We start from the raw sequence: 20,972 nt of genomic DNA on the forward strand, positions 1-20,972 counted from the left end.
CGGTCAGGGACCGCTCCTACGAAAACCCAACATCGGGTTGTTCTCGTAGGAGGCGACCCCGTCGCCGAAGCGAAGCCGGGGCGGTTCGCTCGAAGATCAGGTTAGAAGGGCGGTTCGATCTTGCGGCGGAAGGGGCTGGGCCGATGCCCTTGGGTGCGGGCGCAGGTCAAGGTAAGGAGGTCGCCCCCCATTCGCGGTCAGGGACCGCTCCTACGAAAACCCAACATCGGGTTGTTCTCGTAGGAGGCGACCCCGTCGCCGAAGCGAAGCCGGGGCGGTTCGCTCGAAGATCAGGTTAGAAGGGCGGTTCGATCTTGCGGCGGAAGGGGCTGGGCCGATGCCCTTGGGTGCGGGCGCAGGTCAAGGTAAGGAGGTCGCCCCCCATTCGCGGTCAGGGACCGCTCCTACGAAAACCCGACATCGGGCCGTTCTTGTAGGAGGCGACCCCGTCGCCGAAGCGAAGCCGGGGCGGTTCGCTCGAAGACCAGGTTAGAAGGGCGGTTCGATCCTGCTGCGGAAGGGGGCTGGGCCGATGCCCTTGGGTGCGGGCGCAGGTCAAGGGGAAGGAGTCGCCCCCCATTCGCGGTCAGGGACCGCTCCTACGAAAACCCAACATCGGGTTGTTCTCGTAGGAGGCGACCCCGTCGCCGAACCGGCGAGGCCGGGTTGTTGCCGCTTGGGCTTTGCACGTTCGCGGACCTCGGTCTGCTTCTACAACACCACAATAAAAAACAAAGAGGAGTCCTCATGATCGCGGTCATCGGCGCAGGCAGTTGGGGCACCGCCATCGCCATCCATCTGGGGCGTTTGGGCAATCGTGTCAGCCTCTGGTCCTTTGAGCCGAAAATCGCCATGGCGATCAACCAGGATCGGGAAAACCCGGTCTATCTGCCGGGTTACCACATCCCCGACACCGTCGTGGCCACCCCCGATCTGCGCGAGGCGCTGCGCGACTGCCGCGTCGCCGTTTTTGTCACCCCCTCCTTCGTCACGGCCGAGGTCGCCGCCCAAGCGGCCCCCTTTCTCCCCTCCGAGGCGTTGGTCGCCTGCGCCACCAAGGGGATCGAAGAGGAGCGCCTGCGGCTGATGCACCAGGTGTTGATGGAAGAACTCAACATCCCTGCCCGTCGCCTGACCGTGGTCTCTGGCCCCTCGTTTGCCCAAGAGGTGGCGGGCCGCCAGCCGACCCTGCTCACCGTAGCGGGCAGCGATCCCCTCGCCGCCGGGGTGGTGCAGCATCTCTTCTCGGGGGAAAACCTGCGTGCCTACCGCAGCAGCGACGTGGTCGGGGTCGAGGTGGGGGGGTCGCTGAAAAACGTCATCGCCATCGCCGCCGGAATTTGCGACGGACTGGGCTTCGGCCACAACGCCCGAGCCGCCTTGATTACCCGAGGACTGCACGAACTGACCCGCCTCGGGGTCGCGTTGGGGGGGCAGCGGGAGACCTTCGCGGGACTGGCCGGAATGGGGGATCTGGTGCTGACCTGCACCGGCGATCTGTCGCGCAACCGCAGCGTGGGGCTGCGCATCGGGCAGGGGGAGACCCTGGCGCAAATCATGGCAGGGCGCACCTCGGTGGCCGAAGGGGTGAAGACCAGCATCGCGGTGGAGCGGCTGGCCAAGATGGCCAATGTCGAGCTGCCGATCTGCTCGGCGGTCTACCACATTCTGCACCACGGCATCGATCCGCAGCGGGCGGTCGAGGGGCTCTTCGCCCGTCCCCTCAAGGATGAGGACCAGCTGTGAGCCATCCCACGCCGATCAACGGCGCGACCCAAGTCTTCGGCATCATCGGCGATCCGGTCGCCCACTCCCTCTCGCCCCGGTTCCAAAACCGCTTTTTGCACCAAGCCGGGATCGACGGCCGCTATCTGCCATTCCCGCTTCATCCCGATCATCTGGCTTCGGGGATCAAGGGGCTATGGGCGGCAGGGGTGCAGGGACTCAACGCCACCATCCCCCATAAAGAGGCGCTGGTCTCCTTGCTCGACGACCTGACCCCCGAGGCGCAGCGGCTGGGGGCGGTCAACACCCTGATCCGCACCGAGAAGGGGTGGCGCGGCGACAACACCGATGGGCTGGGTCTGCGTTGGAGCCTGCGCCACGAGGGGCCGGACCGTTTGCCGGAGCAAGCGCTGCTCTTCGGCGCCGGGGGGGCAAGCCGTGGGGTGCTGTCGGCGCTGGCCCAGGAGGGGGTGCGCCGGGTCGAAATCATCAACCGCGATCCCAAGCGGGGCTCACACTTAGCCGCTTGGGCTAAGGCGGCACTGGGTCTCGACGTAACCGTGGGGATGTGGGAGTCTGCACACCTGCGTCGTCGTCTGCCCGAAACCACCCTGATGCTCAACGCCACCGCCTTGGGGTTGCACGGCGAGGTGTTGCCCGAGATCGATTGGACCCTGCTGCCCTCGCAGGCCTGGGTCGTCGACATCGTTTACCATCGCCAGGGGACCCCGCTGGTCCGTGATGCCAGGATGCGGGGCTTGAGGGCCATCGACGGCCTGGGAATGCTGGTCGGCCAAGGGGCCGCCTCGTTCGAGCGCTGGACCGGCGTCACCCCCAACCCTACCCCCACCTTGGATTGGCTGCGTGCCGAACTTGCATCGACACCGAAGGAGGCAACACCGTCGTGAACGAGCGTTTAGGACAAGTTTTCGTCCGCGGCAAGCTGATCTCCGACGAGCAGCTGATCGAGGCGATTAAAGAGGCCAAACTGGGGGGCGAGGGGCTGATGGCGGCCATCGCCAAACTCGGCTATGCCACTGAAGATACGATGGTGCAGTTTTTATCGAAGATCTCCCGTCGCCCCCTGGTCGAACTGAGCAGCTTTGACCCCCCTTCCGAAACCTTGGCTTTGATTAAGCCCGAGATCGTCCGCAAGTACACCCTGATCCCCTTCGCCCGGCAGGGCTCGACCCTGGTGGTCGCCACCGCCGACCCCTACAACCTGGCGGCGCTCGACGACCTGAAATTCGCGACCGGCTTCAATATTCAGGTGGTGCTGGCCAAAGAGGGGGAGATCAACGCCACCATTTCACGGCTTTACGGCGATCAAAACGCCTTGCTCGACGACGTGGTGGCCGAATTGGGGGCCGAGGATGTCCAAGTGGTCGATACCACTCAGGAGTTCTCAGTCGACGAGCTGGCCCGGGCTACCGATCAGGCTCCGGTGGTCAAGATCACCCAGTTCATTCTGCTCGACGCCATCAAGCGGGGCGCCTCAGATATTCACATCGAGCCCTACGAGAAGGTGCTGCGGGTGCGGTACCGGATCGACGGGGTGATGCACGAGATGATCCGCCCCCCGCTGCAACTCAAGGACGGCATCATCTCCCGCATCAAGATTTTGGCGAAACTCGACATTTCTGAGCGCCGCTTGCCCCAGGATGGTCGTATTAAACTCAAGATTTCGGCCAAAAAGACGGTCGACTTCCGCGTTTCCATTTTGCCGACCCTCTTCGGCGAGAAAGCGGTGCTGCGCCTGCTCGATCCGAGCAACCTGATGCTCGACATGGCCAAGCTCGGCTACGACCCCGAGCCGCTGGCCTACCTGCAAAAAGCGATTCACGAGCCCTACGGCATGGTGCTGGTCACCGGCCCCACCGGCTCGGGTAAGACGGTGGCCCTCTACTCGGCCCTGTCGGAACTCAACTCCCCCGACGTGAACATCTCCACCGCCGAGGATCCGGTCGAGTTCAACTTCATGGGGATCAACCAGGTCAACGTCCACGCCGACATCGGTCTAACCTTCTCGGCCGCGCTGCGCTCCTTCCTGCGCCAGGATCCCGACATCATCCTCATCGGTGAGATCCGCGACCTCGAAACCGCCGAAATTGGCGTCAAAGCGGCATTGACCGGCCACATGGTCCTCTCCACCCTGCACACCAACGACGCCCCCTCGACCATCACCCGTTTGCAAAACATGGGGATCGAATCCTTCTTGGTCGCCTCGGCGGTCAACCTGATCACCGCACAACGTTTGGGACGACGCATTTGCAGTGAATGCAAGGAGCTCGTCGAAATCCCAGCGGCGGCGCTGATCAACGCCGGGGTCAAGGAGGATGAGGTCGAGGCGTTCAAAGCCTGGCACGGTAAGGGATGCCCCAGGTGCAACGGCACCGGGTATAAAGGGCGGGTCGGCTTCTACCAGGTGATGCCGATGTTTCCGCAAATCCGCGAGGCGGTCCTTAGAGGCGCCAACGCCGACGAGATCGGCAAGATTTCTCAGAGCCTCGGAATTCCCACTTTGCGACAAGCGGCACTGCGCAAGGTCACCGAAGGGGTGACAACCCTGGAAGAGGCCTTGCGTGTGACCTTGGCCGACGATTGACGCCTTATTAAGGAAACGCTGAAAAACCAAAAGTAGGCGCCCCGAGGCGGCGGTGGCTTTTGCTTCGCGTGCAAAATCAGAAGCGCTTCGGCGACGGGGTCGCCTCCTACGACAGATTCGGCGACGGGGTCGCCTCCCACGACAGCGCGCCACTTTGGCAGCCCATCCCTGGGCTGCTTGCAAGCGCTTCATCAATCGGCGCTTACCTTAAGCAACCAAAGGGGTGGCCCGTCGCCTAGCGCGACCACCCAAAGGGGAGTTGAACATGGCAATGTACGAATGGCAGGGCAAAGACCGCAGCGGATCGGTGGTGAAGGGGGAGCTTGAGTCGGTCTCCGAGACCGCCATCCGTGCGACCTTGCGTCGTCAGGGCATCAACCCAACCAAGGTGAAGAAGAAGCCCAAGGAGATCGTGCTGTTCGGCGGCGGCGATAAGGTCTCTGCAGAAGAGTTGGTGATTTTCACCCGCCAGCTGGCCACCATGATCAACGCGGGCCTGCCTTTGATTCAGGGGCTCGAACTGGTGGCGGGGGGAACCCCGGGCAAAGGGATGCAAAACGTTTTGCTCAGCCTTAAGCGCGACATCGAAGAGGGGATGACCTTCTCCGAGGCGCTGCGCAAAAAACCTGACGTCTTCGATAACCTCTTCGTCAACCTGGTCGCCGCCGGTGAGAAGGGGGGTATTCTCGACAACATCCTCAATCGGCTGGCGGTCTACAAAGAAAAGGCGGCCAAGCTTAAAAAGAAGATCAAATCGGCGATGTTCTACCCCATCGCGGTGATCGTGGTCGCCTTCATCGTTACCGCCGTGCTGCTGATTTTCGTGATCCCCAAGTTCGGGGAGATGTTCAAGGACTTCGGCGCCGCGCTGCCCGCCCCCACCCAGTTCGTCATGAACCTCTCCGATATGATGGTGGAATACTGGTACGTCGTCTTCGGTGCCCCCGTCCTGCTTGTTTTTGCCGTCAAAGCCATCGTCAAAACCCCCAAGGGGCGCTACAAGGCGGACAAACTGATGCTCAATGCCCCGGTATTGGGCGACATCATCCGCAAGGCAGCGATTGCCCGTTTCTCATCCACCATGTCGACCATGCTGGCGGCCGGCGTCCCCATGCTCGAAACCCTTGAGACGGTCGCCGTCACCTCCGGCAACCTGATCCTCGAAGAGGCGATTTTCAAGGCACGGGCCGCCATCAGCGAAGGGAAAACCCTGACCGACCCCCTGCGCGACACTGGGGTCTTCCCCCCGATGGTCATTCAGATGATTCAGATCGGCGAGCAGACCGGCGCCATCGATTCGATGCTGGGCAAGGTGGCCGACTTCTACGAAGAGGAGGTCGACACCGCGGTCGACGGTCTGACCTCGCTGCTCGAACCGCTGATTATGGCCTTCCTCGGCGTGGTCATCGGCGGCTTGGTCGTCGCCATGTACCTCCCCGTCTTCCAGATGGGCGCGATCGTCGGCGATTGATCGTCACCCAGCCTTGAGCCCCGGAGTGCGTCCCCACCCCAACGAGTCCGGCGGCGATCTCATCGCCGCCGGACTCGTTCCGCGTCTGAAACGGCTGGTCCTCTACCGACTGATTTTGGGCATCGCCCTGCTGGCGATCTCAAGGAATGCCCCCCAAGAGATCCCTGCGCTGGGGTGGCTGAGCACCTACAGCGCCCTGGCGGTGGCGCTGTTCCTCTTCACCATCATGCACGCCTTCTGGCTCAACCAGGGGCGCTCCCCCCAGCTGAACGCCATCGTGCAGGTCGCGGGCGACCTGGTCTTTATCGCCCTGTTGCAAATCGTCAGCGGCCAAGTTGATTCTTATTACCGCTTTCTTTTCGGCCTGGAGGTCGCGGTTGCCGCCTTCCTTGGCGGACGTAGGCTGGCGTTATGGGCCGCCCTGGGGGCGGGGGTCGCCCTGGTCGGGATCATCTGGGCCGACCTCGCCGGGGCCGACTGGATCAGCGTTTCGTTCGTGCGTGGCCTGCTGATTCAATTGCTGGGGCTGGTCTTGATCGCCCTGCTGGCCGGCACTTTGTCGGAGCGAGCCAACAAAGCCGAATGGGAGGCGCGCCAGGCGCTACGCGAACAAGACCGCCTGGTGAGCATTCAGGCGGCCATTCTCGACCACTCCCCCCAGGCGACCCTGGCCATCGACGCGCAAGGCGTCATCCGCTTTGCCAATCCCGCCGCCTTGGCCCTTTTTCCCTCCCCCATCGGTCAATCCCTCTTCAACCTCGACCCCCAGTTGGCCGCCATGTGCGACCACCATTCCAGCGGACGCAATTGGTTGGAGGAGGAGCGGGGCCGTTTTGTGGGCGACAACCTCTTCGAGGAGCGGATCGTCATTGCCCCGGTGTTGCAGGGTTGGCGATTGATCCTGATTTTCGATCTGACCTTGCAGCGGCAGCAGACCGCCCTGCTCAAACGCAGCGAACAACTGGCTTGGCTGGGGCAGATGTCGGCGGCATTGGCCCACGAAATCCGCAATCCCCTGGCCACCATCGACCAAGGGGCGCACCTCATTCAACACACCGATACCGAGGAGGAACGGCTGGAGCTGTCGCAAATCATCCACGCCGAGGTCGCCCGCCTCAGCCGCCTGGTCGATCAATACCTCTTCCTCTCGCGCCCCCATCGCGGCCACCCCTTTGAACCGGCAGGACCACTGTTGACCCGAACGCTGGAGTCGATTCGCCAAGCCTTCGGCGCCCGCATGACCCTGCATGCCGAGATCGACCCAGAACTGTCGCTACCGCTCAACGAAGACAGCGCCGCCCAGATCTTGTGGAACATGGCCCGCAATGCCCGCGAGCTCACCCCCGAACTGCACAATCTGTGGATCCGGGCCGAAATGGGGGCGGAGGGGCCAACCTTGATCGTCGAAGACGACGGCCCCGGGATTCCCCCCAAGGTGCGTTCCAAGGTCTTCGAGCCCTTCGTCTCGGGCCGCACCAGCGGTACCGGCCTGGGATTATCGGTGGTTGCCAGCATCGTCGAAGCGGGGCATGGCAGGATTGAGGCCACCGACCGTCCCGGTGGCGGCGCCCGTTTTATCATGACCTGGCCCCCTCCCCCCCCATCAGCGACAACGCCGGTTGTCTCCTGAGCCGACCCTAACCACAATCGAGCCATGGCCGATCTCATTCTCGTCGACGACGAACCCAACCTGCGCAAACTCCTCACCCGTTCCCTGCAACGGGCGGGGCACGAGGTGCGCGAAGCCGGGACGCTGGCCCAGGCCCGCGAACTGTGGCACCACCACCCCGCCGGAGCGGTCATCACCGACCTGCGCCTGCCCGACGGCGAGGGGTTGGAGCTGCTCAACATCGTCCCCGCCGACCAAATGATCCTGATGACCGCCTACGCCTCGCCCGAGATTCTCAACCGAGCTTATGAGGTCGGGTGCCGCGCCTGCCTGATCAAACCGCTCGATCCCGGTTCACTCCTCTCGGCCTTGGATCAGATCGAAAGCAGCGGCGGTGATATCCCCCAAGAAACGGTCGACGATTCAGACCGCTTCGGCCCCTTGATCGGGCGCAGCCCCGCCATGCGGGGGCTGTTCAACGCCATGGTTCCGGCGGCTCGGGGACAAACGGCGCTGTTGATTACCGGCCCCACCGGCTCGGGCAAAGAGCTGGTCGCCCAAACCCTGCATGCCATCTCACCACGCAACAAAGGGCCGTTTATCCCCATCAACTGCGGCGCCATTCCCTCGGAGCTGGTCGAATCGGAGCTCTTCGGCCACATGCGCGGTGCCTTCTCGGGGGCCGACCGGGACCGCCCCGGTTTGGTCGCCGCCGCCGAGGGGGGGACCCTCTTCCTCGACGAAATCGGCGATCTGCCCCTACCGGCCCAGGTCAAAATGCTGCGGCTGTTGCAAGAGCGGACCATCCGCCCGGTCGGCGGCACCAAGGATCGCTTGGTCGACGTGCGCATCATCGCCGCCACCCACCGCAACCTGGGCGAACTGGTGCGGCAGGGACGCTTCCGCGAAGACCTCTTCTTCCGGCTCAACGTCATCGAACTGCATCTACCCCCGTTGAGCGAGCGGCGCGACGACATCCCGCTGCTGGTCCATCACATCCTGCAAAAAATCAGGGACCGGGGTGGCCCCGACCGTATCGCCTCCCCCGAACTGATGGCTCAGCTGCAAAATCGCCCCTGGCCCGGCAACGTGCGCGAGCTCGAAAACACCCTGGAGCGGCTGGCCGCCATGACCCCCGGTCGCCTGATCCCCCCGATGGGGGAAGGGCTCGATCCGGTGCAGGCCGGGGAGTTGGGGCTCCCCCCCCTGAAAGAGGAGGGGATGGATCTCGAAAAGCTGCTCGACCGCATCGAATACCACTACCTCTCCGAGGCGCTGAAAATCACCGGCGGCCACAAGCAAAACGCCGCCGCTCTGCTGGGGCTGACCTTCCGCTCCTTCCGCTATCGCCTGAAAAAATTCGAGGATCAAGACTGAAGTGGCCCAACTCGATTTGATCTTCGTCTTCCCGGTGTTTGGTCTGCTGATCGGCAGCTTCCTCAACGTGGTGATCTACCGTCTGCCCGAGGGGATCTCCATCGTCACCCCCCCCTCGCGCTGTCCCAGCTGCGCCAATCGAATCGCCTGGTACGACAACATTCCGATCCTGAGCTGGTTGATTTTGCGGGGCAAATGCCGCAACTGCGGCCACCCCATCGCCTGGCGCTATCCACTGGTCGAGGGGCTTAACGGGCTGCTTTGGGCCGCTGCGGCGCTGCGTTTCGGCGATCCCTGGGTGGCGTTGATGATGGCGATGCTGTTCAGCTCCTTGGTGGTTCTGACCTTCATCGACCTGGATCACATGATCCTGCCCAATGTCATCACCTATCCCGGCATCGTGGTTGCGGCGATTGCGCCTTGGCTGACCGACTGGATCGAATGGCAACAATGTCTGCTCGGCATCCTCATCGGAGGCGGCGTCCCCGCCTTCATCCGCTGGCTCTACGGGGTAATCCGCAAACAGGAGGGGATGGGGCTGGGCGACATCAAATTGCTGGGGATGCTGGGGGGATTTCTCGGGCCGATGGGGGCGATCTGGGCTTTGATGGCCGGCTCCATCGCCGGATCGGTGATCGCCATCGGCATCATGGCCGCTACCAAGGGCGAAAAGGGGCGGATGATCCCCTTCGGACCCTTCCTCGCCCTGGGGGCCTTGATTGTGCTGCTGGTCGACGGTCCTTGGTCACCCTGGATGCCGGGCTTCGGATCATGAATTCCGCTCTGCGCTCATGGGCCCTGCTGCTCGCCTTGCTTGGATTGGGGCTGAACACCCCCTTCGCTCCGGCCCGCGCCGACAGCGTCGAAAACATGCACCTGCTGCACCGGGCGATGATGCACCAGCGCACCCATCCCACCGTCGCCACCGACCTGCCCGAACCGTTTAAGGTGTTGCTCGGCCAGGGGGATTGGGGGGGCTGGATGGGGCTGCTCGACAGCTGGGGGATGGATTTCAATGCCGCCTTTCGCGACTTCGACCCCAGCGACGGCGAGGTGCTCATCATCGGCGGAACGCTGTGGGATGAGCACCGGCCGGTGCTGGTGCTGCGCGCCTCCGACTACCGGCTGCTGGCGCTGCGTTACCCGCTGGAGAGTGCCCCTGAACCAACGCCCACCCCTTCCGACGATTCAGTCCCCTTCCCTCTTGCCCTTGAGGACAACCCGCCCCAGAACGACCCTGGAACGAACGCGGAAACCGACATCCCCCCGGCAAACCAAGAGGAGTCGCCGACTTGGCATTGGGCCACGGTCGAGATCCATTACAACGCCGAGGGGCGGGCCGACGGCTTGACCCCTGGCTGGTGGCCCCCCAAGCCGGTGATCGAGGAACCGCCCCCCGCAATCCCCGACCCCCTCCCTGGCGACGCCGACCCGACTCCACCCCCCACCCCGAACGAGAAAGCCCCCTGATGGCGGTCACCGTCGTCGGCCTGACCGGAGGGCTCGCCTCGGGCAAAAGCACGGTGGAGCGGATGCTGGCCGAGGCGGGATGGGTGGTCTGCGACGCCGATCGGGCGGCCCGCGCCGTGGTTGCGCCAGGCAGCGCAGGCTTGGCGGCGCTGGTCGCCGCCTTCGGGGCGGACATCCTGCACCCCGATGGCGGATTGGATCGGGCCAAGTTACGAGAAATGCTGATCCAATCCCCCCAGGTTCAAGCCCAGGTCGAGGCAATCCTTCACCCCTTGATTTTCGCTTTTGAAGAGGCGCTCATCGCCGCCGCCGCAAAAGCCAACCCCGACACCCTCGTGGTCCGCAGCGCCCCCTTGATGATCGAGGCGGGCAGCCACACCCGTTGCCATACCTTGGTGGTGGTCGATGTGGATGAAGAGCGCGCCGTGCGTCGGGCGGTGGCGCGAGGGATGGATGAAACCCAGGCGCGGGGACTGCTGGCGCGGCAGATGGGGCTGGCCGAAAAACGGCTGCATGCCGACTTGGTCATCGACAATCGGGGGGGGCTTGAGGCTTTGCGACGGCAGGTTGAGGGGTTGATCGCCCGGTTTGCGCCGGATTGAGTCCCCCATTGAAGACCCACACGCCCCACATAAAAAAAGGCCGGGATCGCTCCCGGCCTTTTTCATTGCGGCGCTAAACCCGGCGACCTTATTCGGCGGCCTTGTGGGCCCGCTTACGCTCGTGCTCAAGCAAGAAGCGTTTGCGCAGGCGAATGGTCTTAGGGGTGACCTCGACCAGCTCGTCGTCGCCGATCAGCTCGATGGCCCGCTCCAGATTGAGCTCGATCTTGGGGGTCAAACGGACCGCTTCGTCGGTGCCCGAGGCCCGCATGTTGGTCAGCTTCTTCCCCTTCAAGGGGTTCACCACCAGATCGTTGTCGCGGGTGTGCAGCCCGATCAGCATCCCCTCGTAAACCTGCTCGCCGGGGCCAACGAAGTGGCGGCCACGGTCTTCAAGGTTCCACAAGGCAAAGGCGACCGTCTCGCCATCGAAGCCGGAGATCTGCACCCCGTGGGCGCGGGTCGGCAAGGGGCCGAGGTAGGGGCCGTAGTGGCTGAAGATGTGGCTCATCTGAGCCTCACCCTGAGTGGCGGTGAGCATGTCGGTGGTCAGACCGAGCAGGCCACGGGCCGGGACGTCGAAGACCATCCGTATCTGACCCACAGTCAAGGGGGTCATCTCTTTCATCTCGGCGCGCCGGGGGCCGAGTAGCTCCATCACGGGGCCCGACTTGGTGTCGGGGACGTCGACGGTCAGCTCTTCGTAGGGCTCTTCACGCACGCCGGTCTGGTCGTTGACCCGGATGATCACCCGGGGGCGGCTGACCGCCAGCTCGAACCCTTCGCGGCGCATCGTCTCGATCAAGACCGACAAATGCAGCTCGCCGCGACCGTGCACCTTGAAAACCTCGGGACGGTCGGTGTCTTCGACCTTCAACGCCACGTTGACCGTCGCCTCTTTAATCAGGCGGTCGCGAATCTGCCGCGAGGTCACGAACTTGCCTTCACGACCCGCCAAGGGGGAGTCGTTGACCATGAACTCCATGGTCAGGGTCGGGGCGTCGACCGCGATGGGGGGATGGGGCTCGACCGCTTCGGGCGAACACAGGGTCTCCCCCACCTCGACGAAGATCCCCGAAATCGAAACGATCTCACCGGCGCCGGCCGACTCAACGGCGGTGCGGGCCAACCCCTGGCTGGTCATCACCTGAACGACGCGGCCATTGGCCTCGCGGGCCAAGCCACAAACCTTCACCTGGGTGCCGGTTTTGACGGTGCCCCGGTCGATGCGGCCCACCGCCAGCAGCCCCAGATGGGGATCGGAACCCAAGGTCACCACCTGCATGCGGAAGGGGCCCTCGGGATCGCCTCCGGGGGAGGGAACGTGGCGGGAAATCATCCGGAACAAAGGCTGCAAATCGCCGCCGCCCGCATCGGCGCTCTCGGCCATCCAACCATCGCGGGCCGCGCCATAGATCACCGGGAAGTCGCACTGCTCGTCGGTGGCGCCCAGCGCGACGAAGAGATCGAAGACCTGATCGATCACCCAGTCGGGACGGGCGCAGGGGCGGTCGACCTTGTTGACCACCACGATGGGGCGCAGACCACGAGCCAGCGCCTTGGTCAGCACGAAGCGGGTCTGGGGCATCGGCCCTTCGCAGGCGTCGACCAGCAGCAGGCAGCCATCGACCATCGACATCACCCGCTCCACCTCGCCACCAAAGTCGGCGTGGCCGGGGGTGTCGACGATCTGCACCCGGATGTCTTCCCAGTCGACCGAGGTGGTCTTGGAGAGAATCGTGATGCCCCGCTCCTTTTCGAGGTCCATGGAGTCCATGGCCCGCTCCGCCACCTGCTGGTGGGCGGCGACGGAACGCGACTGTTTGAGCATGGCATCGACCAGGGTGGTTTTGCCGTGGTCAACGTGGGCGATGATGGCGATGTTGCGCAGCTGCGAGGGGTTCATGACGGCCTAAATCCTAAGAAAATCGGGGGGTCGGACGTGGGGTCCGGCAAAATGGGGCGGGATCATAGTCGAAGAGGCGGGCAAATGCTTGTGAAGATTGGGAAAGGTGGAATCTGGTTTGTGTACGACGGCATTCACCTGACACCGTACCCTGGCCGCAGTTTTCTTCCCCCCTCCCCTTATGACTCTAACCCGACCTTCTCATAAATTTCATCCCGCCCTCGCTTGTTCTCGGGCCGCACCGGAGTTTTTGATCGCTTGAACGTAAGCACGGCTACGCCACTCGCTCACTAACCAGAAACGGAACATGGTCGCGTCTTGACATGCCACTTTTCCGGTCCGCCCCAGTTGAATTCCCACCCTCGCAGCCCTAAGGTCGCGACATTCCATCCCCTTCATGCCGGAGGTGCAAACCATGCAAATCGCCACGGGTAAGGTTGTCGGAGGTAAGGTGGTGGTCGAGGGGCTGTCGTTAAGCGAGGGCGAGGTGGTCACGATCATCTCCCACGAAGACGAGTCGGCCATCACCCTCTCCCCTGCCGAGGAGGCGGAATTGCTTGAAGCCATCGCCGAAGCGGAGCGGGGCGATACCATCTCCGCCGAGGAACTGCTCGCCCGCCTGAGACGCGCCGGTTAAAGCCGTGTCGCTTCGGCTGCGAATCACCCGACGTGCCGCCGCGCAGATCGAAACGGCGGCGGCTTGGTGGATGCAGCACCGTCCCCTCGCCCCCCACGCCTTCACCGACGACCTTGAAGCCGCATTCGACCTTCTGCTGCGCCAGCCTGGAGCCGGAACACCCATCGCCAACGTCCCACTGGTCGGGGTACGACGGCTGAATCTGGGACGCATCCGTTACTACCTCTACTACCGCGCCCAACAAAAGGAATTGGTGGTGCTTGCCCTTTGGCACACCTCGCGTCGCGGTCTGCCCCCCTTGTAAGCCATGTCCGAATCCACCATCACCGCTCAGACCATCCGCACCCTCTATACCCCCCTCGACCCCATCGGATTCCTGGGCGCGGGCAGGGGGTACCGCCGTCCCGGTTATTCCCCCGAGGAGAGCGCCGCCATGCGGGCGGTCGAGCGGTTGGCGCAAGAGGGGGGGCTGGCGACGCGGTGGGACGGGGTGGGTAATCTGATCGTCGAGCTGCCGGGCACTGCCGAACAAGAGGGATGGGTCGAGACCGGCTCCCACCTCGACACCGTGCCGGGGGGTGGGAATTACGACGGGGCGGCGGGGGTGGTGGCGGGATTGGCGATGTTGCTCGCCGTCCGGCGGGCCGGATTGCGCTTGGACCGAGGGCTGCGGCTGCGGGTGTGGCGGGGGGAGGAGTCCGCCACCTTCGGGGCGGTGTCGCTGGGCAGCCGCGCCGCCTTCGGTTTGCTCCCGCCCGAAACCTTGGATGCGACCTACCAAGGGCAAACCCTGCGCGAGGCGATGGCGCGGGAGGAGGGGCATCCCGACTGGGTGGCAGCGGGGCATCCCGCTATCGACGCAGCCGAACGGGACGGGATCGCCGCCTATGTCGAGCTGCACATTGAGCAGGGGCGGGTGCTCGAACAAGCCGGGATCGACCTGGGGATCGTCACCGGGATTCGCGGTTCTGTGCGCTCTTGGGTGCGGGTGCGGGGGCGCTTCGACCACTCTGGGGCGACCCCGATGGGGACGGCGTACCGCAACGATGTGAATCTGGCCATCGCCCACATGCAGGTGGCGCTCGACGAATTGCTGCAGCGCCAGGGGGCGGTCGATCTGGTGCAAACCGTCGGGGTGGTCAACAGCCATCCCGACCAGAGCGCCCTGATGGCCGAGGTCGGCGACAACGCCATCGCCAAGGTGAGCGGTGCGGGGTATTTCTCGCATGAGGTGCGCAGTTGCTCAGGCGCGTTGGCCGAGGATTTCGCCCAGGCCGCCTTCGGGGTGATCCGTCAGGTGGCCGAACGATTCGGGGTCGCGGTCGAGATCGAGACCTTCAGCCGTTTGCCGGGAATCGAAACGCTCGACCGGTCGGTGCAGTCGATTTTGGAGGCCGCTTGCAGGGGGTCAGGGGCAAACTGCCAAAAACTTTCCAGCGGGGCGTGGCACGACGCGGCGGTGGTGGCGGGGGTGCGGCGCTCGGATGGTTCGCCCATCCCGGTCGGGATGCTCTTCATCCCTTGCCGGGATGGGATCAGCCACAACCCAGCGGAATTGGCCTCGGACCGGCAGATTGCGGTGGGGGCGAATGTGTTGCTACGGGCGATGGTGGGGTTGGCGCAGGGGTGACCCTCGGCCCAAATCCAACCGCCCTCCTCCGCCCAACCACCCTTCACCCTAACCCCCTCCCCAGGCCTGGGGAGAGGGGATATTCGCGCCACCGGATCGAGGCCCCCCCTCGCCCCCTCAGGGGGAGAGGGTCGGGGTGAGGGGGCCACCCTACCGGGAAGACTGGTGGTTTCGGGTGGGCTTTGGGGGCCGTATGCCCCCTTCGGGCGGCTTGCTCCGTCGTCTGCGCCGTTCTTCCCCGACCAAAAGGCGGCCACGACGGAGCGTGGCCCTCCAAAAGCCTCCGACCCTGCTACCATCGCCGCCCCGCCCCCCAACCCAAGGCCCAGCGCATGAACGACAACCCCCAACCCAACAACCCGCTGCACGGCGTCACCCTGGAGCAGATTGTCGTCGCCCTGGTCGTGTATTACGGCTGGGAGGGGCTGGGGCGGCGGATCGACATTCGCTGCTTCAACGACAACCCCTCGGTGCAGTCGAGCCTGAAGTTTTTGCGCAAAACCCCGTGGGCCCGCACCAAGGTCGAGGGGCTTTACATCGCCATGTTGGGGCACGGCAAACGGTAGAAGGTGCATGGCGGTGTTCTGAGGAGACGCGCCGCATCCCATCCCCACCTCCCTCGCCCCCAAAAAAGAAGGGCCACGACACAGCGTGGCCCTCCAACCCTCCACCCCACATCCCGCACGCTTTCAGTCCAAATACCCCTCCTTCCCCGGTGCATAGAAGGTGCTCGGATCGGCCTGGGCCAACTCAGCCCCGCTTTGCAGCTTGACGACCAAGTCGGCGTTGGCGATGAAGGGGCGGCCAAAGGCGACCAGATCCCCTTTGCCCGCGTCGAGGTCGGCGTTGGCCCGCACGGCGTCGTACCCCCCCGAAAGGATGTAACGGCCTTTGAAACGGTCCCGAATCATCGCCGTGACGGCCGGATCAAGCGGCGGCGCCCCCATCGAGCTGTGATCGACCACGTGGATGTAGACCAACCCCAACGCGCTCAGCTCGGCGACCAACGCCTCGTACATCGCCACCATCTCGGGGTCGGGGGTCATGCCGTTGAAAACCCCGAAGGGGGAGATCCGCATCCCGACCTTGTCGGCGCCGATGGCGGCGACGCAGCCCTTGGCGACCGCCACCGCAAAGCGGATGCGGTTTTCGATGCTACCGCCCCAGCGGTCGTCGCGCCGGTTCGAGGCGGTGTTGAGAAACTGGTCGATCAAATAGCCGTTGGCGCCGTGCAGCTCGACCCCATCCAGCCCCGCCTCGACGGCGCAGCGGGCGGCGTGGGCGTACTCCTCGACGGTAGCCAGTATTTGCGCCTCACTCATCGCCTCGGGGGTGGCGTTGGGCTGCATCCCGGCGCCGTCGGTCCACATCTCGCCCGGCGCCGGAAGCGCCGAGGGGGCAACCAGCTTGGCCCCCTCGGGCAGGTTGGTCGCATGGCCGACCCGACCCGAGTGCATCAACTGCACAAACATCCGCCCCCCCGCGCCGTGCACCGCCTCGGCCACCTGCCGCCACCCCTCCACTTGCTCGGGGGAATAGATCCCCGGCACTCGGGCGTAGCCCAGACCGTTGGGCGACGGCGAGGCCCCCTCGGTGACGATCAACCCGGCATCGGCGCGGCGCCGGTAGTGCTCGGCAATCATGGCGTTGGGGGTGTTGCCGAGGGCGCGGCAGCGGGTCATGGGGGCCATGACGACGCGGTTTTTTAGCTCGATGGCCCCCAGTTGAATCGGAGTGAAGAGGGTGTTGGACATGGACGACTCCTTGTGGGCAAACGGTGGCGGCCCGAAACGGGCAAAAACTGGGGGACGAGCATAGACAACCGGGCAAGCGTCGGCACCCCCTACCCCCCGCCTCGCCCAGCCGTTAGCCTAAGGAAGCGCTGATTTAATAGCGCTTCCGAGCGGCCCAGGGATGGGCCGCCAAAATCAGGAACGTAAGCGACCGATTTTGAAAGCGCAGCCAAAACGACGCCGCCTCAAGGCGCCTACTTTTGGTTTTGGCGAAGCGTGCCGATTCATAGGCAGGAGGCCTTGAATCAGCATTTCCCTAATCGCTCCCGAGGAATCTGCCTAAGGAGGCACGTATGGAATCGCACCGCCGCTCCCCCCTGTTCGCCGCCGCCGCCCTGGTGATCGTCATCGCCGGGATGAAGGCGGCCGCTCCGCTGCTCATCCCCTTTTTGCTCGCCCTGGCGCTGGCCATCGTCGCCGCCCCCGCCCTCTTTGCCCTGGAGCGCAAGGGGCTGGGGACCGGATCGGCGCTATCGCTGGTGATCCTGGGGATCCTGCTGGCGGGGGGATTGGTGACGGCGCTGGCGGGCAGCTCCCTCGACAACCTAATCCGCGACCTGCCGACCTACCAGGAGCGACTGCGCCACGATACCGGAGGGCTGATCGACTGGGCGGCGGGGATGGGGATCGAGGTCTCCAAGGCGCGGATGTTGGAGCTGCTCGATCCGGGGGCGGCGATGAAGCTGGCGACCTCGATGCTCTCGGGATTGGGCGGCGTGCTCACCAACGCCTTTTTGATTTTGCTCACCGTCATCTTCTTGCTGCTGGAGGCGGCCCATCTTCCCGCCAAGCTACGGGCCGGCATGTCGGATGCCCAGGGGTCGCTCGACCGCTTCGAAACCATCGCCGCCCAGGTGCAGCATTACGTGGCGCTCAAGACCGCCACCAGCCTGGCGACCGGGGTGCTGGTCACCGGATTTCTGGCGCTGCTCGGGGTCGACTACGCGGTGCTCTGGGGGGTGCTGGCTTTCCTGCTCAATTTCGTCCCCAACATCGGCTCGATCCTCGCCGCCGTCCCCGCCATCCTCATCGCCTACCTGCAACTCGGCCCCAGCACCGCCCTGGGGGCGACGGCCGGATACCTGGCGATCAACACCGTGATCGGCAACGTGGTCGAACCCAAGGTGATGGGTCAGGGGCTGGGGCTTTCGACCCTGGTGGTGTTTTTGTCGTTGGTCTTCTGGGGCTGGGTGCTGGGACCGGTGGGGATGCTGCTCTCGGTGCCGCTGACCATGGTGGTCAAGATCGCCCTGGATGCCGGGGAATCGACCCGCTGGTTGGCGATTGCATTGGGGGCGGGGGTGGCGGCGCAGAAATCGGAGCCGCAGGGGTGAGCGCCTGCTTCAATCGGATGGATTCGGCTGTTGTGCTTGCCAACCCTCCCCCCAACCCCGCCTGACATGCCCACCCTCTCCTTCCCCGGTTTCGACCCCCAGCAGACCCCCGGCCTGAGCCGGGCCGAGGCGGCCGCCCGGCTGACGCGACACGGTCCCAATGAACTCCCCTCCGCCAAGCCCCGCGCCACTCTGATCATCGCCCTGGCGGTGGTGCGCGAACCGATGTTTGTGCTGCTGGTTGCCTGCGGCCTGCTTTATCTGGCCCTGGGCGATCCCGGCGAGGCGGCGATGCTGCTCGGCTTCGTCGTCGTCGTGGTCGCCATCACCCTGATCCAAGAACGCAAAACCGAACGGGCGCTGGCGGCGCTGCGCGATCTGGCCTCCCCCCGCGCCCTGGTCATTCGGGACGGGGAGGCGCTGCGTATTCCGGGGCGGGAGGTGGTCCCCGGCGATTGGGTGGTGCTGGCCGAGGGGGATCGCATCCCCGCCGACGGGGTGATGCGCTGGGGGCTGAATCTGAGCGTCGACGAATCGCTGCTCACCGGCGAATCGGTGCCGGTGCGCAAACAGGCGACCCGGGACGACCCGCCCCCACAAGCGCCGGGGGGGGACGACCTGCCCTTCGTCTATTCGGGGGGGCTGGTGGTGCAGGGGCTGGGGATCGCCGAAGTCGCCGCCACCGGCCTTGAGACCGCCATGGGGAAGATCGGGGTGCAGTTGCAAACCCTGAGCGAGGAGCCGACCCCGCTGCAAAAAGAGATTGGACGGGTGGTGCGGCTGCTCGCCAGCGCCGGGGCGCTGCTCTGCCTGGCCCTGACCCTGGGCTACGGCTGGGTCCGGGGCGATCTGCTCCAGGGGCTGCTGGCGGGGCTGACCCTGGCGATGGCGATCCTCCCCGAGGAGTTCCCGGTGGTCCTCACCGTCTTTCTCGCCCTGGGGGCGTGGCGGATTTCGAAAAGCCGGGTGCTGACCCGGCGGATGCCGGCGGTCGAAACCCTGGGGGCCGCCACGGTGCTGTGCGTCGACAAAACCGGCACCCTGACCGAAAACCGGATGCGGCTCGCCGCTCTAGAGGTCGAGGGGGAGCGCTGCGACCCGACGGGCGACGGCCTGCCCGAGCGCTTCCACCCGCTGGTCGAGTTCGCCGTCCTCGCCAGCCTGCGCGACCCCTTCGACCCGATGGAGCGGGCGATCCGCAGCCAAGGGGAAGAATGGCTGGCCGCCAGCGAGCACCTGCACCACAGCTGGGAGATGGTGCAGGAGTACCCACTGACCCCCGAATTGCTGGCGCTCTCGCGGGTGTGGCGGGCACAGGGGGGGGCGTTGACCGTGGCGGCCAAGGGGGCCCCCGAGGCGGTCGCCGACCTGTGCCACCTGTCGGCCGAGGCGCGCAGCGCCCTCGACGCACGGGTCGAAACCCTGGCCCGCGAGGGCCTGCGGGTGCTGGGGGTGGCGCGCGCCGCCATCGCGGGGTGCGACCTACCGGAGCATCAACACGCCTTCGATTTTGAATTCTTGGGATTGATCGCCCTGGCTGACCCGCTGCGCGACTCGGTGCCCGCAGCGGTCGCCGCCTGTTTAGAGGCGGGGGTGCGGGTGGTGATGATCACCGGCGACTACCCCGCCACCGCCAAGGCAATCGCCCAGGGGGCGGGACTTCCCCATGAGGCGAAGATCCTCACCGGCCCCGAGATCGAAACCCTCGACGCGGCCCAGTTGCAGGCCCGAATGTCGACGGTCGGCATCGTCGCCCGGGCCGTCCCCGAACATAAACTGCGCATCGTCCGGGCGCTCCAGGGGGCGGGGGAGGTGGTCGCCATGACGGGGGACGGGGTCAACGACGCCCCGGCCCTGAAGGCGGCCCACATCGGGGTGGCGATGGGAGGACGGGGGAGCGATGTGGCCCGCGAAAGCGCCGGGCTGGTGCTGCTCGACGACGACTTTGCATCCATCGTCCGGGCGGTGGCGCTCGGACGGCGGATCCACGCCAACCTGCGCAAGGCGATGGCCTTCATCCTGGCGGTCCACGTCCCCATCGTCGGGCTGTCGTTGCTGCCGGTGGCGCTGGGTTGGCCGCTGCTGCTGGCTCCGGTCCACATCCTGTTTTTGGAGCTGATCATCGACCCGGCCTGCTCGATCGCCTTCGAGGCGGAGCCGGGCAGCCGCGCCTTGATGCGACGCCCCCCCCGCGATCCCAACGCCCCCCTCTTCGACCGGCGCATGGTCCTCATCGCCCTGTTGCAGGGGTTGGGGGTGTTGGCGGTGGCGCTGGGACTCTTCGCCTGGGGCTGGCTCCAGGGCCGCCCCGAGGACGAGGCGAGAACGCTGGCCTTCACCGCCCTGGTGGCGGGCAACCTGGGGCTGATCCTCACCAACCGCTCCTGGTCGGGGAGCTTCTGGACGGCGCTGCGTCGGCCCAACCCCGCCCTGTGGTGGGTGGTGGGGGGAACCCTGACGGCGCTGGGAGTGGTGCTTTTCATCCCCCCGGTCACCGCCCTGTTCCACCTGGCCCCCCTGACCCTCCCCGAGCTGATGTTGTCTGTGGCTGCGGGAGGCGGCTCCCTGCTCTGGTTCGAACTCTACAAACCACTGCGTCGCACCCACTTCGTTTAAGGAAGCGCCGATTGATTAGCGCTTCCGGGCGGCCCACGGATGGGCCGCCAAAATGGTGCACCGTCGTAGGAGGCGACCCGTCGCCGAAGCTCTGCCGATGTTGCAAACGAAGCAAAAACCATCGCCGCCTCATGGCGCCTACTTTTGGTTTTTGCGTAGCGTCGCTGAAAAAGGCAGGAGGCCTTTAATCAGCGTTT

Annotated in this window: 17 protein-coding genes; 15 read left to right on the forward strand and 2 right to left on the reverse strand. The window is 65.2% G+C overall.

What is annotated here, in order from left to right:
- The first annotated feature begins 747 nt into the window (after positions 1 to 747).
- The 9 genes from AUJ55_01955 (at position 748) to AUJ55_01995 (ending at position 10,859) form a co-directional block, all read left to right on the forward strand.
- Positions 748 to 1,746, forward strand: a complete 999-nt coding sequence (locus AUJ55_01955; GenBank protein OIO60491.1) for a glycerol-3-phosphate dehydrogenase — start codon at positions 748 to 750, stop codon at positions 1,744 to 1,746.
- Complete coding sequence (locus AUJ55_01960) at positions 1,743 to 2,633, forward strand: shikimate dehydrogenase (GenBank protein ID OIO60492.1); 891 nt, start codon at positions 1,743 to 1,745, stop codon at positions 2,631 to 2,633. Before AUJ55_01955 ends, AUJ55_01960 begins: the two co-directional genes overlap by 4 nt.
- Positions 2,630 to 4,330 carry a type IV-A pilus assembly ATPase PilB gene (locus tag AUJ55_01965; GenBank protein ID OIO60493.1) on the forward strand — a complete coding sequence of 567 codons (1,701 nt, stop codon included), beginning with the start codon at positions 2,630 to 2,632 and terminating at the stop codon, positions 4,328 to 4,330. The genes AUJ55_01960 and AUJ55_01965 overlap by 4 nt, the downstream gene beginning before the upstream one ends.
- A gap of 265 nt (positions 4,331 to 4,595) precedes the next feature.
- Positions 4,596 to 5,801 (forward strand): pilus assembly protein PilC, encoded by a 1,206-nt coding sequence (locus tag AUJ55_01970; protein OIO60494.1) that lies wholly within the window; start codon positions 4,596 to 4,598, stop codon positions 5,799 to 5,801.
- Positions 5,802 to 5,826: 25 nt separating this feature from the next.
- The gene (locus AUJ55_01975; protein ID OIO60495.1) at positions 5,827 to 7,431 is read left to right on the forward strand and encodes a hypothetical protein; all 1,605 of its coding nucleotides are present in this window, start codon (positions 5,827 to 5,829) and stop codon (positions 7,429 to 7,431) included.
- A gap of 24 nt (positions 7,432 to 7,455) precedes the next feature.
- Positions 7,456 to 8,787, forward strand: a complete 1,332-nt coding sequence (locus AUJ55_01980; GenBank protein OIO60496.1) for a hypothetical protein — start codon at positions 7,456 to 7,458, stop codon at positions 8,785 to 8,787.
- Position 8,788: 1 nt separating this feature from the next.
- Positions 8,789 to 9,562: a hypothetical protein gene (locus AUJ55_01985; GenBank protein OIO60497.1), complete on the forward strand. Its 774-nt coding sequence runs from the start codon at positions 8,789 to 8,791 to the stop codon at positions 9,560 to 9,562.
- Complete coding sequence (locus AUJ55_01990) at positions 9,559 to 10,257, forward strand: hypothetical protein (protein OIO60498.1); 699 nt, start codon at positions 9,559 to 9,561, stop codon at positions 10,255 to 10,257. The genes AUJ55_01985 and AUJ55_01990 overlap by 4 nt, the downstream gene beginning before the upstream one ends.
- Complete coding sequence (locus AUJ55_01995; GenBank protein ID OIO60499.1) at positions 10,257 to 10,859, forward strand: dephospho-CoA kinase; 603 nt, start codon at positions 10,257 to 10,259, stop codon at positions 10,857 to 10,859. Before AUJ55_01990 ends, AUJ55_01995 begins: the two co-directional genes overlap by 1 nt.
- Before the next feature lie 88 nt (positions 10,860 to 10,947).
- Here AUJ55_01995 and AUJ55_02000 read toward each other — a convergent pair whose 3' ends face one another.
- Positions 10,948 to 12,765, reverse strand: coding sequence for a GTP-binding protein TypA (locus AUJ55_02000; GenBank protein ID OIO60500.1), 1,818 nt, complete (start codon positions 12,763 to 12,765; stop codon positions 10,948 to 10,950).
- A gap of 415 nt (positions 12,766 to 13,180) precedes the next feature.
- On the opposite strand from AUJ55_02000, the gene AUJ55_02005 reads away from it, so the two are divergent.
- The 4 genes from AUJ55_02005 to AUJ55_02020 all read left to right on the forward strand — a co-directional run bounded on the left by AUJ55_02005 (position 13,181) and on the right by AUJ55_02020 (position 15,598).
- Positions 13,181 to 13,402 (forward strand): hypothetical protein, encoded by a 222-nt coding sequence (locus AUJ55_02005; GenBank protein ID OIO60501.1) that lies wholly within the window; start codon positions 13,181 to 13,183, stop codon positions 13,400 to 13,402.
- Positions 13,403 to 13,406: 4 nt separating this feature from the next.
- Positions 13,407 to 13,706, forward strand: a complete 300-nt coding sequence (locus AUJ55_02010; GenBank protein ID OIO60502.1) for a hypothetical protein — start codon at positions 13,407 to 13,409, stop codon at positions 13,704 to 13,706.
- A 3-nt stretch (positions 13,707 to 13,709) separates the two neighbouring features.
- Positions 13,710 to 15,032 (forward strand): hypothetical protein, encoded by a 1,323-nt coding sequence (locus AUJ55_02015; protein ID OIO60503.1) that lies wholly within the window; start codon positions 13,710 to 13,712, stop codon positions 15,030 to 15,032.
- A gap of 332 nt (positions 15,033 to 15,364) precedes the next feature.
- Positions 15,365 to 15,598, forward strand: coding sequence for a transporter (locus AUJ55_02020; protein ID OIO60504.1), 234 nt, complete (start codon positions 15,365 to 15,367; stop codon positions 15,596 to 15,598).
- 123 nt (positions 15,599 to 15,721) lie between these two features.
- Here the strand turns inward: AUJ55_02020 and AUJ55_02025 are convergent, their stop codons facing one another.
- Complete coding sequence (locus AUJ55_02025; protein ID OIO60505.1) at positions 15,722 to 16,786, reverse strand: alkene reductase; 1,065 nt, start codon at positions 16,784 to 16,786, stop codon at positions 15,722 to 15,724.
- 332 nt (positions 16,787 to 17,118) lie between these two features.
- On the opposite strand from AUJ55_02025, the gene AUJ55_02030 reads away from it, so the two are divergent.
- A complete protein-coding gene (locus AUJ55_02030; protein ID OIO60506.1) occupies positions 17,119 to 18,159 on the forward strand; it encodes a hypothetical protein in 1,041 nt (346 codons plus the stop codon).
- A gap of 66 nt (positions 18,160 to 18,225) precedes the next feature.
- Positions 18,226 to 20,775 carry an ATPase gene (locus AUJ55_02035; protein OIO60507.1) on the forward strand — a complete coding sequence of 850 codons (2,550 nt, stop codon included), beginning with the start codon at positions 18,226 to 18,228 and terminating at the stop codon, positions 20,773 to 20,775.
- Positions 20,776 to 20,972 lie beyond the last annotated feature (197 nt).

It is taken from the genome of Proteobacteria bacterium CG1_02_64_396, assembly GCA_001872725.1.
Lineage (GTDB): Bacteria > Pseudomonadota > MNWR01 > CG1-02-64-396 > CG1-02-64-396 > CG1-02-64-396.

What these genes read in the sequence shown, in the direction of transcription:
- AUJ55_02015 (OIO60503.1), top strand. Translation starts at nt 13,710, where the DNA reads ATGTCCGAATCCACCATCACCGCTCAGACCATCCGCACCCTCTATACC.
- AUJ55_02035 (OIO60507.1), top strand. Translation starts at nt 18,226, where the DNA reads ATGCCCACCCTCTCCTTCCCCGGTTTCGACCCCCAGCAGACCCCCGGC.
- AUJ55_01990 (OIO60498.1), top strand. Translation starts at nt 9,559, where the DNA reads ATGAATTCCGCTCTGCGCTCATGGGCCCTGCTGCTCGCCTTGCTTGGA.
- AUJ55_01955 (OIO60491.1), top strand. Translation starts at nt 748, where the DNA reads ATGATCGCGGTCATCGGCGCAGGCAGTTGGGGCACCGCCATCGCCATC.
- AUJ55_01995 (OIO60499.1), top strand. Translation starts at nt 10,257, where the DNA reads ATGGCGGTCACCGTCGTCGGCCTGACCGGAGGGCTCGCCTCGGGCAAA.
- AUJ55_01980 (OIO60496.1), top strand. Translation starts at nt 7,456, where the DNA reads ATGGCCGATCTCATTCTCGTCGACGACGAACCCAACCTGCGCAAACTC.
- AUJ55_02025 (OIO60505.1), bottom strand. Translation starts at nt 16,786, where the DNA reads ATGTCCAACACCCTCTTCACTCCGATTCAACTGGGGGCCATCGAGCTA.
- AUJ55_02005 (OIO60501.1), top strand. Translation starts at nt 13,181, where the DNA reads ATGCAAATCGCCACGGGTAAGGTTGTCGGAGGTAAGGTGGTGGTCGAG.
- AUJ55_02020 (OIO60504.1), top strand. Translation starts at nt 15,365, where the DNA reads ATGAACGACAACCCCCAACCCAACAACCCGCTGCACGGCGTCACCCTG.
- AUJ55_02000 (OIO60500.1), bottom strand. Translation starts at nt 12,765, where the DNA reads ATGAACCCCTCGCAGCTGCGCAACATCGCCATCATCGCCCACGTTGAC.
- AUJ55_02030 (OIO60506.1), top strand. Translation starts at nt 17,119, where the DNA reads ATGGAATCGCACCGCCGCTCCCCCCTGTTCGCCGCCGCCGCCCTGGTG.
- AUJ55_01970 (OIO60494.1), top strand. Translation starts at nt 4,596, where the DNA reads ATGGCAATGTACGAATGGCAGGGCAAAGACCGCAGCGGATCGGTGGTG.